At 71.8% G+C, this 16,329-nt stretch carries 11 protein-coding genes and 1 tRNA gene; 6 read left to right on the top strand and 6 right to left on the bottom strand.

The genetic code is table 11. The annotated features are described in order from the left end of the window. Nucleotides 1-33 precede the first annotated feature (33 nt). From ABD330_RS05735 to ABD330_RS05720, 4 genes are all read left to right on the top strand, one after another. On the top strand, nt 34-981 hold the full coding sequence (locus ABD330_RS05735) for a class E sortase (RefSeq protein ID WP_344461404.1): 948 nt from the start codon (nt 34-36) through the stop codon (nt 979-981). Between the two features lie 48 nt (nt 982-1,029). Next, nucleotides 1,030-1,773 carry a class E sortase gene (locus tag ABD330_RS05730; RefSeq protein WP_344461403.1) on the top strand — a complete coding sequence of 248 codons (744 nt, stop codon included), beginning with the start codon at nt 1,030-1,032 and terminating at the stop codon, nt 1,771-1,773. 310 nt (nt 1,774-2,083) lie between these two features. Further along, nucleotides 2,084-3,112, top strand: coding sequence for a hypothetical protein (locus ABD330_RS05725; RefSeq protein WP_344461402.1), 1,029 nt, complete (start codon nt 2,084-2,086; stop codon nt 3,110-3,112). Nucleotides 3,113-3,193: 81 nt separating this feature from the next. Beyond that, nucleotides 3,194-3,877, top strand: a complete 684-nt coding sequence (locus ABD330_RS05720; protein WP_344461401.1) for a hypothetical protein — start codon at nt 3,194-3,196, stop codon at nt 3,875-3,877. Nucleotides 3,878-3,965: 88 nt separating this feature from the next. On the opposite strand, the gene pknB is transcribed toward ABD330_RS05720, so the two are convergent. From pknB to ABD330_RS05690, 6 genes are all read right to left on the bottom strand, one after another. Beyond that, nucleotides 3,966-6,056 (bottom strand): Stk1 family PASTA domain-containing Ser/Thr kinase, encoded by a 2,091-nt coding sequence (gene pknB, locus ABD330_RS05715; RefSeq protein WP_344461400.1) that lies wholly within the window; start codon nt 6,054-6,056, stop codon nt 3,966-3,968. 307 nt (nt 6,057-6,363) lie between these two features. Then, nucleotides 6,364-7,827 carry a peptidoglycan D,D-transpeptidase FtsI family protein gene (locus ABD330_RS05710; protein ID WP_344461399.1) on the bottom strand — a complete coding sequence of 488 codons (1,464 nt, stop codon included), beginning with the start codon at nt 7,825-7,827 and terminating at the stop codon, nt 6,364-6,366. Nucleotides 7,828-7,985: 158 nt separating this feature from the next. Next, a complete protein-coding gene (locus ABD330_RS05705; RefSeq protein ID WP_425555455.1) occupies nt 7,986-9,422 on the bottom strand; it encodes an FtsW/RodA/SpoVE family cell cycle protein in 1,437 nt (478 codons plus the stop codon). A gap of 19 nt (nt 9,423-9,441) precedes the next feature. Beyond that, on the bottom strand, nt 9,442-11,058 hold the full coding sequence (locus ABD330_RS05700) for a PP2C family protein-serine/threonine phosphatase (protein WP_344461395.1): 1,617 nt from the start codon (nt 11,056-11,058) through the stop codon (nt 9,442-9,444). A gap of 107 nt (nt 11,059-11,165) precedes the next feature. After that, nucleotides 11,166-11,699 carry an FHA domain-containing protein FhaB/FipA gene (locus ABD330_RS05695; RefSeq protein ID WP_344461393.1) on the bottom strand — a complete coding sequence of 178 codons (534 nt, stop codon included), beginning with the start codon at nt 11,697-11,699 and terminating at the stop codon, nt 11,166-11,168. A 46-nt stretch (nt 11,700-11,745) separates the two neighbouring features. Further along, nucleotides 11,746-12,615, bottom strand: a complete 870-nt coding sequence (locus tag ABD330_RS05690) for an FHA domain-containing protein (protein ID WP_344461391.1) — start codon at nt 12,613-12,615, stop codon at nt 11,746-11,748. A 379-nt stretch (nt 12,616-12,994) separates the two neighbouring features. Between ABD330_RS05690 and ABD330_RS05685 the strand changes: the two genes are divergently transcribed. After that, nucleotides 12,995-13,077: transfer RNA gene (locus ABD330_RS05685), tRNA-Leu, on the top strand. 265 nt (nt 13,078-13,342) lie between these two features. Beyond that, a complete protein-coding gene (locus tag ABD330_RS05680) occupies nt 13,343-16,321 on the top strand; it encodes a S53 family peptidase (protein WP_344461389.1) in 2,979 nt (992 codons plus the stop codon). Nucleotides 16,322-16,329 lie beyond the last annotated feature (8 nt).

The following is a 16,329-nucleotide window of genomic DNA, read 5'->3' as shown; positions in this document are numbered from 1 at the left end:
AGGCAGGCCGGGCCGGACCCGGGTGACTGGGGTGTGTACGAGCCCGCGCCGCAGGACCCCTGGCCGGTGGGAGGGCAGCCGGCCGGGTACCCGGAGTACCTGGCCGAACAGACGCTGCAACTGCGCGCGATAGCCGACGCCGGGACGCCGGCCGGGCCGGGGCGGCCCGGTGCGGGCCGGGCGGACCGGCGGCGGGCGGCGCAGGGCCGGGTGGCGCTGCGCTCGGGCAGCGGGCGGCGCAGGGCGGCCGGGCGGGCGGCCGGGGTGCGGCCGCGCCCGAAGGAGCCCCGGCGGGTGCTGGCGGCCCGGCTGCTCGGTGAACTGTTCATCACCTTCGGGCTGGTGATGCTGCTGTTCGTGGCGTACCAGCTGTGGTGGACGAACGTGCAGGCCGATGCCTCGGCCGACGGCACCCGCAGCCGTCTGGAGCAGCAGTGGAACCAGGCGCCGGTCCAGGCCGCCGGGCCGTCCTCGGCGGCGTCCAAGCCGGCCGGGGCGTTCGAGCCGGGGCAGGGCTTCGCGGTCCTCTACATCCCGAGGCTCGGGCTGAAGTACCCGATCGCCGAGGGCACCGGGAAGCAGCAGGTGCTCGACAAGGGCCTGGTCGGGCACTACACGGGTACGGCGATGCCGTCCGACCCGGCGGGCAACTTCGCCATCGCCGCCCACCGGACGACGCACGGGCAGCCCTTCCGCAAGATCGGGGAGCTGGTGCCCGGTGACAAGATCGTGGTCGAGACCGCGACGTCCTTCTACACCTACCAGGTGGCGGGCGGTATCCCGGAGACGCCGCCGTCCAACGTGACGGTGATCCAGCCGGTCCCCAAGGGCTCGCCGTTCAGCCAGCCGGGCCGCTACATCACGCTGACGACCTGCACGCCGGAGTTCAGCGCCCGGGGCCGGCTGATCGTCTTCGGCAAGCTGCTGGAGGAACGTCCGAGGAGCCAGGGCGAGCCGCCCGCCCTGACCGCCGGTGACTAGGCATCGTTAACCAGGTGTCAGGAACCTGGAGTCGCTAGGGGCGAGCGCGTGGAGAAGGTACGGGAGGCGCCCGCTCGCGGGCGGCACCGCCGGAGCCGGGTGGCGGCGCTGCTCGGGGTGGTGGGCGAGCTGCTGATCACGGCGGGGCTGGTGCTGGCGCTGTTCGTCGGGTACTCGCTGTGGTGGACGGACGTGGTCGCGGAGGGCCGGTCCGGGCAGGCCGGGGACCGGCTGCGGCAGAGCTGGTCGGCCCCGGCCCGGCCCGGCCCCCCGGGCCCGGCGGCCGCCGCGCCCCCGGTGTACGGGGCCGGGGACGGGGTGGGTTTCCTGCACGTGCCCGCGCTCGGGCGGGGCAACCAGACGCTGATCCGGATGGGGACGGACCCGGCGGTGCTGAACGAGGGCGTGGCCGGGGTCTACCGGGAGCCGTACCGCGCGGCGATGCCCTGGGACGCGCAAGGCAACTTCGCGCTGGCGGCCCACCGGGACGGGCACGGTGCGAAGTTCCACGACCTGGACCGGGTGGGCCGGGGTGACGCGATCGTGGTCGAGACCCGGGACAGCTGGTACGTCTACCGGGTCGACGGCACCCTGCCGCAGACCTCCAAGTTCGACACCGGCGTCATCGCGCCCGTTCCGGAGGGTTCGCCGTACCAGGGCCCGGGCCGGTACGTCACGCTGACGACCTGTACGCCGGTCTACACCTCGCGCTACCGGATGGCGGTCTGGGGGAGCCTGGTGCGGGTGGACGCGATGGACGCGCGGCGGACGCCGCCGCCGGAGCTTCGCTGACCGTTCGCTGGTGTGCGGGCGAGGCTGCGCGCCCCCCGCGTGCGCTGGTGGGGCGGGCGTGGAGCGCCGGTCGGCCCGGACGTTCGTTGGCGATCAACTTGCTTGATTTGCAGGTTAGTTGACCGGGAAGCGTGGTGGGCGGACGGTGTGTTCGGGGTGAGTCGATGGGGCTTCAGGTGACAACAGGGTTCCCCGGGAGCGCAGTTGCACACCGTCACAAGTGCGCTACCGTCTGTCTCGCCACATGGCCATGAATGACCCCGGCGGTGCGCCAACACCCCGGGGCCCGACACAGGAGTCGAGACCTCCCATGCACTTTCACTTTAGCGTCGCCGCGCGCTCCGTCGACGGCTTCAACGACATCGTCCGGCACCCGCGTCTCGGGGCGACTGCCAAGACCCTCCTCCAGTGGGCCCTCTCGCTGCCCTCGGACACCGACGAGACCCTGCTCTCGATCGGCGCCCAGCTGCCCGAGGGCCGGGCCGCCGTCAGCAGGGCGCGCCAGCAGCTGATCGCCGAGGGCTACGTCCACGTACGCCGCGAGCAGGCGCCGGGGACCGGCAAGTGGGCCAGCCGGGTGCTGGTCTCCCGACTCCCGGTGACCTCACCCGCGGAGGTCGAGGCGGCCTGGAACGCGGCGGTCCCGGGCGCGGGCGTCGGCGTGTCGGCCGACCCGCCGACTGGCGGGAATGCGGCGAGTCGGGATGTCGGCACTCAAACCCCGGGGGTTACTACAGGGTTTAAAACCACCCTCCCGGCGGATGATGATCAAAAACGCGAAGCTGACGGCGGTGACGGCGGCGCCGGCGGTGATGGCGGTGGTGATGGCGGCGCCGGCGGTGATGGCGGTGGTGACGACGACGAGCCGCCGGCCGGGGGCGGGGCCGTCAGCGCCGAGTCGTCCGGGCGGATCGCGAGCGCGGCCCGGCTGCTCTCCAAGCTCGTCGACCGGGACCGGCGGCTGCGGCTGGGGGCGGTCGAGGTGACCCGGCTGGTCGGGACGGCCGCCGAGTGGCTGGCGCGCGGCGTGACCGAGCAGGAGCTGACCGCCGTGCTGGTGGCCGGGCTGCCCCAGCAGATCCACTCGCCGGCGGGCCTGCTGCGCAACCGCCTCGAACGCAAGATGCCCCCGCTGCCCGTCCCCGCGGACCCGGCCCCCGAACGCCACGAGTGCGGCCGCTGCCGGGTCCCCGTCCCGCTCCCCGGCATCTGCCGCCCCTGCGCGGGCCTCCCGGAGCACACGGCCCCCCGGGACGACCTGGCAGAAGTCACCAGGCGCGGCCTGGCCAAGGCACGGGCCGCGATGCGGGGACCGGCCGCGCCGGTCTGCGTGACGTAGTTCCGCCCGGCACCGGTCGGCGGCGGTATGGGGTGGGCCAGGAACCCCTGGAGCCCAGTGATGGCAGTGAGGGGAACCGACATGAACCAGGAAGCCGTCATTCTCGAATCCCGCACCATGCGGGGGACCCTGGTGGAGCGCACCGAGGCACTCGACAAGGTCAAGGCCCTGGAGCTGCTGCCCGACGGGCTGCACGTGACGACGCGGATGGTCGCCGACTACTTCGAGGTCCACGAGGAGGCGGTGAACAGTGTGGTCCGCCGTCACCGCGACGAGCTGCGCGACAGCGGTCTGGCCGTACTCAAGGGTGCTGACCTGCAGCATTTTCTAGTGGTCAACGTGACCACTAGAAAACCCCCGGGTCGCGGCCTGGCTGTCTTCCCCCGACGGGCGGTGCTCAACGTGGCGATGCTGCTGCGGGACAGCGAGGTGGCCCGGGCGGTCCGGCAGCGGTTGCTGGACCTCGCGGAGCGGTCCGGGGCCCGGCCTGTGGAAAACACCGGGCAGTGGTCCGAGGCGCTGGTGACGGAGATCGTGGAGCGGGCGGTGCGCGTGCTGCGGGCCGAGCCGGCCGAGTTGCGGGAGGCGAACGCCGGGCTGGTGCGACAGCTGGAGCTGGAGCGGCAGTTGGTCGCCGCGCTGAGCGTGCGCGTCGCGGACACCTCCTGCGAGGTCCGGACGCTGGGCGGGCGGGTGGACCAGCTGTGCACCCTGCTCTCGGAGCCGGGCGCGGGCAGGCGGCGCCGCCCGGGGCGGTTGCCCTGACAACGGCGGCGCCAACGACGGCGCCCTGACAACGGCGAAGGGGCCGCCGACGCCGTGGCGTCCGCAGCCCCTCGCTCGTGGTCGGTTCCTAGAACCCGCCGCCTAGGGTCGGTGGTGGGGAGGAGGAGTTGCCCCCGCCGTTCCCTTTGGCGGGGCCGGCCTGGGTGTACAGCTTGATCTGCGCGCCGGGGTCGACCTGGCTGCCGGCCTGGGGGTCGCAGTTGAAGACGATGGCGCTGCCGTCCTGCGGGCCCATGACGACGACGCCGGTGAGGCCCTTGGAGGCCAGCAGGTCGGAGGCCTGCTGGAAGGTCTTGCCCACCAGGATCGGCACGGCGATCTTGTCGGGGGCCTTGCCCACCGTGATGGTGACCGTGGCGCCCTTCTTGGCGTTGCCGGGCTGCGGGGACTGGCTGATCACCACGCCCTGCTGGGTCGGGTCGGTGGTCGCCTTGGTCTTGACGGTGACCTGCAGGTTCAGCGCCGCCAGGGCGTTCTGGGCATCCTGCTGCTGCTGGCCGACCACGTTGGGGATCGCGACCTTGGTCTGGCCGCCGGAGACGGTCAGGACGACGGTCGAGCCGGGTGCCGCCTGGGTGCCGGCGTTCGGGGACTGCGAGATGACCTGGTCCTGCGGGACGCTGTCGCTGTCCTGGTAGACCGTGCTGCCGACCTGGAAGCCCGCGGCCGCCAGGTCGGCCGTGGCGGCGGAGTTGGTCTTGCCGCTCTCGTCCGGGACGGCGGTGGCGGTCGGGGCGCCGGCGACGTGGACCTTGATCGTGCCGTCGGGCGCGATCTGGAGGCCGGCGGCCGGGTCCTGGGTGCAGACCTGGCCGACCTTGACGGTCGTGTCCGGGCAGGGGATCTGGTCGACCTGGGCGACCTGGAGCTTGGCGCTCTGGTTTTTCGCCGCCGTCTGGGCGTCGGCCAGGGTCCGGCCGACCAGGTTGGGCACCTGGGTCTTGGCGCTGCTGCTGGTGGTCTTGGTCACCGCGGCGACGACGAAGTACGCGCCGACCAGGACCAGCACCGCCGCGACGGCGAGGATGATCCAGGAGGTGTTGTTCTTCTTCGGGGGCTGGCGGCGCCCGCCGCGGTCGTAGCCGTCGTCCTCGTAGCCGCCGCCGTTGCCGGAGTCGTAGCCGTTGTCCGGGTAGCCGTAGCCCTGCTGCGGGCCGCCGACCTGGGGCAGCATGGTGGTCGCGCCGGCCGCGCCCTGCTGCGGGAGCATGTTGGTCTGGCCGTACGGGTCGTGCTGCGCCGGGTAGCCCTGCTGGTCGTAGCCGTAGCCCTGGCCGCCCATGCCGTAGGCGGCGGCCTGCTGGGCGGCGGCGACGGGGAGGCCGTCGAGGAAGCGCTCGATGTCGTCGCGCATCTCGTCGGCGCTCTGGTACCGGTAGTCGCGGTCCTTGGTGAGCGCCTTGAGCACGATCGCGTCGATCTCGGGCCGCAGCTCGGGGTCGTACGTGGACGGCGGCAGCGCCTCCTCGCGGACGTGCTGGTACGCCACCGCGACGGGGGAGTCGCCGACGAACGGCGGGCGCACGGCCAGCAGCTCGTACAGCAGGCAGCCGGTGGAGTAGATGTCGGAGCGCGCGTCGACCTGCTCGCCCTTGGCCTGCTCGGGGGAGAGGTACTGGGCGGTGCCGATGACGGCGGAGGTCTGCGTCATCGTCATCCCGGCGTCGCCCATCGCGCGGGCGATGCCGAAGTCCATGACCTTGACGTTGCCCTGGCGGGTGAGCATCACGTTCGCGGGCTTGATGTCGCGGTGCACGATGCCGGCCCGGTGCGAGTACTCCAGGGCCTGCAGGATGCCGATGGTCATTTCGAGCGCGCGCTCGGGCAGCAGGCGCCGGCCGGAGTGCAGCAGCTCGCGCAGGGTGGAGCCCTCGACGTACTCCATCACGATGTACGGGATGGAGATGTTGTCGATGTAGTCCTCGCCGGTGTCGTACACGGCGACGATGGCGGGGTGGTTCAGGGACGCCGCGGACTGGGCCTCACGGCGGAAGCGGGCCTGGAACGACGGATCCCGGGCCATGTCGGCCCGGAGCGTCTTCACTGCGACGGAGCGGCCGAGCCGGGTGTCATGGGCGAGGTAGACCTCGGCCATGCCGCCGCGTCCGAGGACGCCGCCGAGCTCGTACCTGCCGCCTAGGCGACGAGGCTCTTCCATAGTTCCGACCCTCTCCCTCACCGGTCGGTGAGGATGTGACGTAGGTGTCCCCGCACGCTCTGTTGGACGCCGCCGACGCCACCCTGGTTCTGTGACCCCGGCCCCACGGCCGGGGCCGAGGGTGGGCGGCGGGTAGACCCGCTGCTTGCGGATACGCTACCGGTCGCGCACCCGACAACCGGCCCCGGCCGTCGGCATGTGACCGGACCGGTATCCGGGCGGCGGTTCCCGCGGCTCCCAGTGTGACAAACAGCCGCAGGTGGAGTGGGCCACTTGCCCCAGCCGGTGCCCCGGCCGACGGGCGCCGCTACTTGTTGAGCACCGCCTCCATGATCGACTTGGCGATCGGGGCCGCGATGCCGCCGCCGCTGATCTCGTTGCTCTGCGCCGCGCCGTCCTCGACCACCACCGCGACCGCGACCGGCGAGCTGTTGCCGACCTTGGCGTAGGAGACGAACCAGGCGAACGGCAGCCCGCTGTTGTCCTGGCCGTGCTGGGCGGTGCCGGTCTTGCCGCCGACGGTGACGCCGTCGATCTGCGCCTTCTTGCCGGTGCCGTCCTGGACCACGGCCTCCATCATCTGCTGGAGCTTCTGCGCGTTGGCCGGGCTGACGGGCTGGCTCAGCTGGTGCGGGGAGTGCTTGGAGATGGTGGTGAGGTTCGCCGCGCGCTCCTCCTCGACCAGGTACGGCTCCATCTCGCTGCCGTTGTTGGCGATCGCCGCCGCGACCATCGCCATCTGGAGCGGGGTGGCCTGGGTGTTGTGCTGGCCGATGGAGTCCTGCGCGGTGCCGTCCGGGGAGGAGTCGGACGGGAAGACGCTCTTGGCCACGCCGATCGGGATCGTCAGCTTGGGGTTGTTGAAGCCGAACTTCTCGGCCTCGGCCCGCATCTTGTCCTTGCCGAGGTCGGCGCCGATCTTGCCGTAGACCGTGTTGCAGGAGATCGCCAGCGCGTACTTCAGCGTGGCGTTGGCGCACTGCTCGTCCGGGCTGTCGTTGTTCAGCGGCGTGTTGGTGCCCGGCAGGATGTACGTCTGCGGGGTGTCGGTGGCGTCGTCCGGGCCCTGGAACTTGCCGTTCTCGAACGCGGCCGCCGCCGTCACCAGCTTGAAGGTCGAACCGGGCGGATAGGTCTGCTTCAGCGCCCGGTTGAGCATGGGCTGGTTCTTGTCGGCGTTCAGCGCCGTCCAGGCCTTGCCGTCGGTCGCGTTGTCGGTGCCGGCGATGGTCGACGGGTCGTAGCTGGGCGTGGAGACCAGGGCCAGGATCGCGCCGGTGGCCGGGTCGATGGCGACCGCCGCGCCCTTCTTGTCGCCGAGACCGTCGAAGGCGGCCTTCTGCGCCTTGGCGTTGATCGTGGTGACCACGTCGCCGCCCTGCTTCTGCTTGCCGGTCAGCATGTCGAGGGTGTTGCGGAAGAACAGCCGGGAGTCGGTGCCGGCCAGGATGCCGTCCTCCAGGTTCTCCAGCTGGCTGCTGCCGTACGACTGCGAGGAGAAGCCGGTGACCGGGGCGTACATCGGGCCGTCCGTCCAGGCCGGCTTGTACTTGTACCGGTAGCCGTTGACGAAGTTGGACGTCGTGACGGGACTGCCGCTCACGATGATGTTGCCGCGCGGGTAGGCGTAGCGGTCGTACTTGTTCCGGTCGTTGTGGGCGTTGTCCGCCCAGGTGTTGGCCTGGACGCCCTGCACCCAGTTGGTGCGGACCATGAGGGCCAGGATCAGTACGAGGCAGAAGATCGAGACCCGCCGGATGGGCTTGTTCACGAGTCGGGTCCCCTCTTCCCTTGGAGTCGGTCGGTGGTCGGTCGGTCGATGGTCGCTGGGTCATCGACCGTTCGGTCGGTGGTCGTTCGGCCGGCGGCCGGTCGGTCGGTGGTCGGCCGCCCGGAGGCCGCCGCGGACACAGTCAACCGCACGTTCATTCACGCACCCGCGGCCCGGGTCGGTTCCGGCGCCGCGGCGCGGGGGGCGGGGGGTGGCGCGGCCGGGCGGCGGGCGCTGTCGCTGATCTTGAGCAGGATGGCGATCAGGGCCCAGTTGGCGACCACCGAGGAGCCGCCCTGGGCCAGGAAGGGCATGGTCATACCGGTCAGCGGGATCAGCCCGGTGACGCCGCCCGCGACCACGAAGACCTGGAGTGCGAAGGCGGAGGAGAGCCCGACGGCGAGCAGCTTGCCGAACGGGTCGCGGGCCGCGACCGCCGTCCGCAGGCCGCGCTGGACGACCAGTCCGTACAGCAGGAAGAGCGCCATCATCCCGGCCAGGCCGAGTTCTTCGCCGAACGAGCCGAGGATGAAGTCGCTCTTGGCGGCGAACTGGATCAGCCAGGAGCGGCCCTGTCCGAGCCCGGAGCCGGTGACGCCGCCGGAGCCGAAGGCCATCAGGGTCTGGCCGATCTGCTCGGTGGATCCGGCCGGGGGGTGGGCAGCGAAGGCCGCCATCGGGTCGAGCCAGGCGTCGATCCGGGTCTTGACGTGCTGCTCGGAGGAGGCGACCACGGCGGCGCCGCCGACCGACATCAGCAGGCCGAAGACGATCCAGCTGGTGCGCTCGGTGGCGACGTAGAGCATCACCACGAAGAGGCCGAAGAACAGGAAGGAGGTGCCGAGGTCGGTCTCGAAGACCAGGATCAGGATGGAGAGCAGCCAGACCACGACGATCGGCCCGAGGTCGCGTCCGCGCGGCAGGTAGAGGCCCATGAAGCGGCGGCTGGCGAGTGCCAGGGCGTCCCGCTTGACCATCAGGTAGCCGGCGAAGAACACCGTCAGGATGATCTTCGCGAACTCGCCGGGCTGGAACGAGAAGCTGCCCAGGTGGATCCAGATCTTCGCGCCGTAGTCCGACTGCCGGGCCGGGAGGAAGGCGGGCGCGGCCAGCAGCACCAGGGCTGCGGCCATCGAGATGTAGGTGTAGCGCTGGAGGATCCGGTGGTCCTTCAGCAGCACGATGACGCCGGCGAACAGCGCGATGCCGAGCCCGGACCACATCAGCTGGTTCGCCGCGGCGGGGAAGTTGCCGCGCAGCAGCGGCCCGGCCTTGTCGAGCCGCCAGATCATCACCAGGCCGAGCCCGTTGAGCAGGGCGGCGAGCGGCAGCAGCAACGGGTCGGCGTACGGCGCGAAGCGGCGCATCACCAGGTGCGCGACCAGGGCCAGCGCCCCCATGCCGAGGCCGTACTCCAGCATCCCGGCCGGGACCCTGCCGTCCATCGCGAGGCCGACGTTGGCGTACGCGAGGACCGGCAGCAACACCGCGAAGGCCAGCAGCGCCAGCTCGGTGTTGCGGCGGTTGGGCGCCTCCTGCGGGGTGATCGTGGTCGTCTCGCGGCGGCGGCGTCCGGCGGCGCCGGTGAGGTCCAGGATGGTCACAGGCGGTCCGCTACTTCGCCGGGCAGTTGCCCGCCAGGGCGTTCTCCTGCGGGGTGAGCGTGGTGGTGGCGCCGGGGGCGGGCGCCGGGGCGGTGGGGCTGCCGGTGGCCTGGCTCGGGATGCTGGGGCTGGGGCTCGGGCTCGGGCCGGTGGTGCGGAACCCGACGCTGGTGACGGTGGCGCCGCCGGTGCTCGCGGTCGGGGTGGTGCCGGGGGTCTGGCCGGTGGCGCCCTCGGCGACCTTCTTGCAGACGGCCGCCTGCGCGCTCAGGTGCTGGACCTGGTCGCGGGCGTCGTCCAGGCTCTTGGCCTGGATGGTGCTGGTGACCTGGGTCCGCTGGTAGGCGGGCAGGTACTTGAGCTGGACGTCGCCGAACTGCTGGTAGACCGAGGAGAGGCTCAGCCCGGCCAGGTTCTGGTTGAGGCCGCGGTAGACCGCGACCGAGTCGCCGTCGGCGCCGATGTAGTACTGGTCCTGGGTCCAGCGCCAGCCGAAGTACCCGGCTCCGCCGAGCAGGCCGAGGGTGACGGCGACGGCGAGCGAGACCTTCAGCCAGCGGCCCTTGCGGCGCGGGCTCTCGTCCTCGTCGTCGTAGTCGTCGTAGCCCGGGTAGCCGGCCGGCTGCGGTTCGGCGCTGCCGAAGGCTCCGTGCGGCTCGCCGTAGCCGGCCTCGTAGCCCTCGGCGGGGCCGAAGCCGGCGCCGGGGCCGGGGGCGGCGCCGGCGTAGCCGTCGGCCGGGCCGAAGGCGCCCTGCGGGCCCTGCGGCTGGCGGCCGAGGCCGGCCGCGCGGCCGGCCGGGGTGTTCAGGATGAAGTGGTCGTGGGCCGTGGGCGGCGGGGTGTCGGCGACCGCGCCGACGACCACCGGGACGTCGGCGAGCCGGCCGCTGAGGGTGTCGGTGGCGCCGACGTCGATGACGTCCGCGACGATGCAGGTGATGTTGTCCGGGCCGCCGCCGCGCAGGGCGAGCTGGATCAGCTCCTGGACGGTCTGCTCGGGGGAGTAGAAGCTCCCGAGCGTCTCCTCCAGGGTCTGGTGGCTGACCGGGCCGGAGAGGCCGTCGGAGCAGATCAGGTAGCGGTCGCCGGCCCGGACTTCGCGGATCGACAGGTCGGGCTCGACCTGGCCGCGGCCGTCCAGCGCGCGCATCAGCAGGGAGCGCTGCGGGTGGGTCTCGGCCTCCTCCGGGGTGATCCGGCCCTCGTCGACCAGGCGCTGCACCCAGGTGTGGTCCTGGGTGATCTGGTCGAGGCGGCCGTCGCGCAGCAGGTACGCGCGGGAGTCGCCGACGTGCACCATGCCCATCCGCTGGCCGGTCCAGAGCATCGCGGTGAGGGTGCAGCCCATGCCTTCGAGCTGCGGGTCCTCCTCGACCATCTGGCGCAGGCGCTCGTTGGCGCCCTGCACGGCGTCGTTCAGCAGGGTCAGCAGGTCGGCACCGGGGACGTCCTCGTCGAGGCGGACGATCGAGCCGAGGACCTCGGAGGACGCGACCTCGCCGGCCGCCGCCCCGCCCATGCCGTCGGCGACGGCGAGCAGCCGGGGCCCGGCGTAGCCGGAGTCCTCGTTCCCCTCCCGGATCAGACCCTTGTGGGATCCGGCGGCGAAGCGCAGCACGAGACTCATACGGACCGGGTCTCCCTCTGGATCCACCCCTGGGCACGGGTGCGCACGGCGTCGGTGCCCAGGGCATCGGTGCCGGTCTTGGACGGGGTGCTGTCCCTCATGCGCTACTACTTCCGCAGTTCGATGACGGTCCTGCCGATACGGATCGGCATTCCCGGCTGGAGCGGCATCGGCACGGTGAGCCGCTGCCGGTCCAGATAGGTGCCGTTGGTGGAGCCTAGATCCTCCACCGTCCACTGCCCAGTCTGGTCCGGGTAGATCCTGGCATGCCGGGAGGAGGCGTAGTCGTCGTCGAGCACGATCGTGGAGTCGTGTGCCCGGCCGAGCGTGATGGTCTGCCCCTGGAGCGCGACGGTGGTGCCGGCCAGCGAGCCCTGGACGACCACCAGCTGGGTGGGCGCACCCCGGCGCTGCCGGGGCTGGGCCTGGGTGGCACCGGTCTGCTGCGACTGCTGGGACTGGGCCGCCTGCGGGGCCCGGCCCGGGCCGCCGGTGGCGGCCGCGGCGGTCCGCCGCGAGGAGCGCGGGTTCACCTTGGTGCCGAACAGGTCGCTGCGGATCACCTGGACGGCGACGATGACGAACAGCCACAGCACGGCCAGGAAGCCCAGCCGCATGACTGTCAGGGTCAGTTCTGACATGGGTGGCCCGCCGTTGAGTGAGCGCAGCGAACGAACAATCCGGCCACTACCCTTCGACCTGTCGGTAGATGATGGTGGTGCTCCCCAGGACGATCCTGGAGCCGTCGCGGAGCGTAGCGCGCTGGGTGTGCTGTCCGTCCACCACGATGCCGTTGGTGGAGCCCAGGTCGAGCACCATCGCGGGTGTGCCGGGCCGGATCTCGGCGTGCTTGCGGGAGACCCCGGGGTCGTCGACGCGGACGTCGGCCTCGGTGGACCGGCCCAGGACGCAGGCGTTGCCGGTGATCTGGTGGCGGACGCCGTTGATCTCGATCCAGCGCCGGGTGGCGGGGCCGGTGTGGCCGGCGCCGGGGAACGGGCGGACGTTGCCGCCGGCGGTCGGCGGCGCGGGCGGCATGGCGGGGGGCGCGGACGGCGGGGGCGGCGCTCCGTACGGGGCCGCGCTCTGCTGCTGCCAGGGCGCGCCGGGCGCGGGGGCGGTGGGCGGGCGCCCGTAGCCGGGCTGGGCCTGCGGCGGTGCGGCGGGCGGGGCGGACTGTTCCTCGGCGGCGAGGGTGCGGCTGCGCACCCGGTACAGGCCGGTGTCCAGGTCGTCGGCCTGCTCCAGGTTGACCTGGAGCGGACCCATGAAGCTGTAGCGCTGGGCTTCGGCGTACTCGCGCACCATGCCGGAGAGCTCGGTGCCGAGCTGGCCGGAGTACGGGCTCAGCCGCTCGTAGTCGTGTGCGCTGAGCTCGACGATGAAGTCGTTGGGCACCACGGTGCGGTCGCGGTTCCAGATGGTGGCGTTGTTGTCGCATTCGCGCTGCAGCGCTCCGGCGATCTCCACGGGCTGGACTTCGGACTTGAACACCTTGGCGAAGGTGCCGTTCACGAGACCCTCGAGCCGCTGTTCGAACTTCTTCAGGACTCCCACGGGGCACCCCCTTCCAAGGGCTTCGGACGGGCCCGGGGTCGGGCCCTACTAGCGGTACTTCCGTACTGATCGTATCCACGCCCGGGCCATTCGTACGGTTCCCCGCGCGGGTGGTGCCCCGGGGTGAGCCTTGGCACAGCCCTCACCTGCGGCAAGCCTGGCGTACCCGGACCTGTCCCGGCTCACCCCTCGGTGGTCCGGTCCGGGCTCCGGTTGCGGGGTGCCGGGGGAAGGGATTCGTAGCCCAGCCGCAGGTCGTGCTAATGTTTTGCATGTCGGAAGGGGCGCCCGAGAGGGAGTCCGGGACGAAGAGCGGGAAGGGCCCGGTAAGGGTTCGGATCCACTCCGAGAATCGGATAGCATCTACGACATCACTCGGGCGCGAGTGGCGGAACGGCAGACGCGCTGGCTTCAGGTGCCAGTGTCCTAACGGACGTGGGGGTTCAAATCCCCCCTCGCGCACAGCGGAGCCCCGCAGATCTCAGGATCTGCGGGGCTCTTTTGCGTGCCCGGACTCCTTGGGGGGCGGTGGTGGGGCGGTGGCGGGCGCCCCAAGATCGGCCCTGTCGGAGCGGGCTGATAAAAAGCTCATCAGGAATTCAGTTGGGCAGTCGGGGGATATGTCCTTTTTGACCGGTTAAAGCTTATTGGGCTTACGGTCCTTTACCCGGTGTTCTGTCTGGAATTTCACCCGTTCCTGCACACAGTCATCCCAAGGAGAACGCGGATGCTCGACCCTTCGGGTCACCACCGGACGCCACGAATACGAGCCTCGCTCGGACGCGCGACCACCCTCGCCGTCGCCACCGCCGCGCTCGTCGCGGGCGCCGGTCTGCCGACCGCCGTCACGGCGCAGGCCGCGGACCTCACCCCGCAGCGGGTCGGCGGGGTCGCCCCCGTGCCGTCCGACGCGGCCAAGGTCGCGGCCCCGGCCGGCGACACCGCCCTGGACCTCAGCGTGCACCTGCGCTCGCGCGACGAGGACGGCGCCAAGGCGCTCGCCGCCGCCGTCACCGACAGCACCTCCGCGCAGTACCACCAGTTCCTGCGCACCGGTGAGTTCGCCCAGCGCTTCGGCGCCGACCAGGCGACCGTCGCCAAGGTGCGCCAGGCGCTCCAGGCCCAGGGCCTGACTCCGGGCGACCTGGGGGCCGACGGCCTGTCCATCCCGGTGCACACCACCGTGGCGGCGGCCAAGAAGGCCTTCGACACCGACTTCGCCGGCTACCGCCTCGCCGACGGCACGACCGGGCTGGTGAACACCGTCGCCCCGGCGATCCGTGGTGACGTGGCCGGCTCGGTGTCCAGCGTGGTCGGTCTGAGCACGCTGGCCCGCCAGCACAGCAACCACGTCATGGGCCAGGGCGTCGCGACGCCGCAGACGCAGGGCAAGCCGGGCGTCTCCGCCCGCGCCGCGTCGGACTACCCGACGCTCTGCCAGACCCCCAAGGACCAGCTGGCCGCGCGCTGGCACGTCAGCGAGGGCAAGGACTACTTCAGCGCCTCCTCGCTGGCCTCGGTCTACGGCCTGAACAGCCTGAGCGACGGCGGCGCCGGCACCACGGTGGCGATCTTCTCGCTGGAGTCGTACTCGGAGCCCGCGCTCCAGACCTTCCAGTCCTGCTACGGCACCAGTGCCTCGGTCACCCGCGTCCCGGTCAACACCGGTGTGCAGGCCCCGCCGGACCAGAACAGCGTCGGTGTCGAGTCCGCGCTGGACATCGACACCATCGTGAGCCTGGCCCCGAAGGCGGACGTGCTGGTCTACCAGGGCCCGGACGCGAAGAACGCGTCCGACGCCGCGGTGGAGGCCACCTACCAGCAGATCGTCAACGACAACAAGGCGCAGGTCATCTCGTCCAGCTGGGGTGTCTGCGACGCGGTCGTCGACCCGGCCACGCTGCGCGCCGAGAGCGACATCTTCCTGCAGGCCGCACTCCAGGGCCAGACCGTGGTCGCCGCCTCCGGTGACGACGGCTCCAGCTCCTGCCACCGGATCCCGGCGGACCCGCAGTTCCTGCCGAACCCGAACATCCTCAGCGCCGACGACCCGGCCGGCCAGCCGTTCGTCACCGGCGTCGGCGGCACCACGCTGTCCGGCGGCGTCGCCAACCCGTCCGAGACGGTGTGGAACCACGACCAGGGCGCGAGCGGCGGCGGCATCACCCGCTGGGCCATGAACAACGCGACCAACTTCCAGGCCGGCTTCACCGCGCCCGGTTACACCAACAGCTGTGGCGCGGGCGCCGGGCAGACCTGCCGGCAGAGCCCGGACGTCGCCGCCGTCGCCGACCCGGCGACCGGCTACCTCATCACGACCGCCCAGGACTACTGGACGATCATCGGTGGCACCAGTGGCGCGGCCCCGCTGTGGGCGGCCATCTCGGCGCACCTGAACTCCTCCGGCAAGTGCGCGGGCCGCGTCGGCCTGCTGAACCAGCCGCTGTACAAGGCGGCCAAGGCCGGTCAGAGCCCGCTGAACGACGTCACCTCGGGCAACAACGACATCGGCTACCACAACGGCCTGTACGCCGCCGCGGCCGGCTACGACATGGCGACCGGCCTGGGCACGCCGAAGGCGTCCCAGATCGTCGACCAGGTCTGCCCGCCCGCCGCGACCTTCCAGCCGCTCCCGCCGCAGCGCATCCTGGACAACCGGGGCACCCCGACCGAGGCCCACAGCGAGTACACGCTGCAGGTCAACGGCCAGGGCGGCATCCCGAGCACCGGCGTCTCCGCCGTGGTCCTGAACGTCACGGTCACCGGAACCAGCACCGCCGGCTTCCTGACCGCGTACCCGCACGGCACCCAGCGCCCGCTGTCCTCCAACATCAACTGGACGGCCGGCCAGACCATCCCGAACCTGGTCACCGTGCCGGTCGTGGACGGCAAGGTCAACCTGTACAACGGCGCCGCAGGGCGTACCTCCTTCATCGCCGACGTGCAGGGCTACTACTCCACCACCGGCGCCGGCTCGCAGCTCCAGCCGGTCGGCCCGACCCGCCTGCTGGACACCCGCGACTCCTCCAAGCTGGCCAACGTGCCCGCCAAGGGCACGATCTCGCTCCCCGTGGCCGGCCAGGCCGGCGTTCCGCCGACCGGTGCCACCGCCGCGGTGCTCAACGTCACCGTGACGGACACCGGCGGCCCCGGCTTCCTCACCGCGTACCCGTCGGGCAACACCCAGCCGCTGGCCTCCAACCTCAACTGGAGCGCAGGCCAGACCATCCCGAACGCGGTCATCGTGCCGATCGGGGCGGACGGCAAGGTCAGCTTCTTCAACGGCAGCCAGTCCGGGGCCAACCTCATCGTGGACATCGCGGGCTACTTCTCCCCGTCGGTCTCCGGCGGCCGGTTCCACCAGGCCGGCCCGGTGCGGCAGCTGGACACCCGTGACGTCAAGGCTCCGATGAGCGGCGGCACGCCGCACGCTCTGACGCTGCACGACAGCAACTTCCGGATCCCGGCGGAGGCCACCTCGGCGGTCCTCAACGTCACCGTCACGGACACCACCGCCGGTGGCTACCTGACGGTCTGGCCGGCCGGCCAGGCCCACCCCACCGCGTCCAACCTGAACTGGACCGCGGGCACCACCATCGCCAACCAGGTGACCGTCCCGGTCGTCAACGGCCAGGTCGACCTGGCGGCCTTCGGGCCCGGCAGCGCCGACGTGATCGTCGACCTGTTCGGCTACTACAGCAACTGACCGACCCG

The organism is Kitasatospora kazusensis (assembly GCF_039529945.1).
Classification (GTDB): Bacteria; Actinomycetota; Actinomycetes; order Streptomycetales; family Streptomycetaceae; genus Kitasatospora; species Kitasatospora kazusensis.
This window is presented reverse-complemented; position numbering and strand designations above follow the sequence as displayed.

Bases quoted from the DNA above. Each gene is read 5' to 3' on its own strand.
- ABD330_RS05725 (WP_344461402.1), top strand. From the start codon at position 2,084: ATGCACTTTCACTTTAGCGTCGCCGCGCGCTCCGTCGACGGCTTCAAC.
- ABD330_RS05720 (WP_344461401.1), top strand. From the start codon at position 3,194: ATGAACCAGGAAGCCGTCATTCTCGAATCCCGCACCATGCGGGGGACC.
- pknB (WP_344461400.1), bottom strand. From the start codon at position 6,056: ATGGAAGAGCCTCGTCGCCTAGGCGGCAGGTACGAGCTCGGCGGCGTC.
- ABD330_RS05700 (WP_344461395.1), bottom strand. From the start codon at position 11,058: ATGAGTCTCGTGCTGCGCTTCGCCGCCGGATCCCACAAGGGTCTGATC.
- ABD330_RS05695 (WP_344461393.1), bottom strand. From the start codon at position 11,699: ATGTCAGAACTGACCCTGACAGTCATGCGGCTGGGCTTCCTGGCCGTG.
- ABD330_RS05680 (WP_344461389.1), top strand. From the start codon at position 13,343: ATGCTCGACCCTTCGGGTCACCACCGGACGCCACGAATACGAGCCTCG.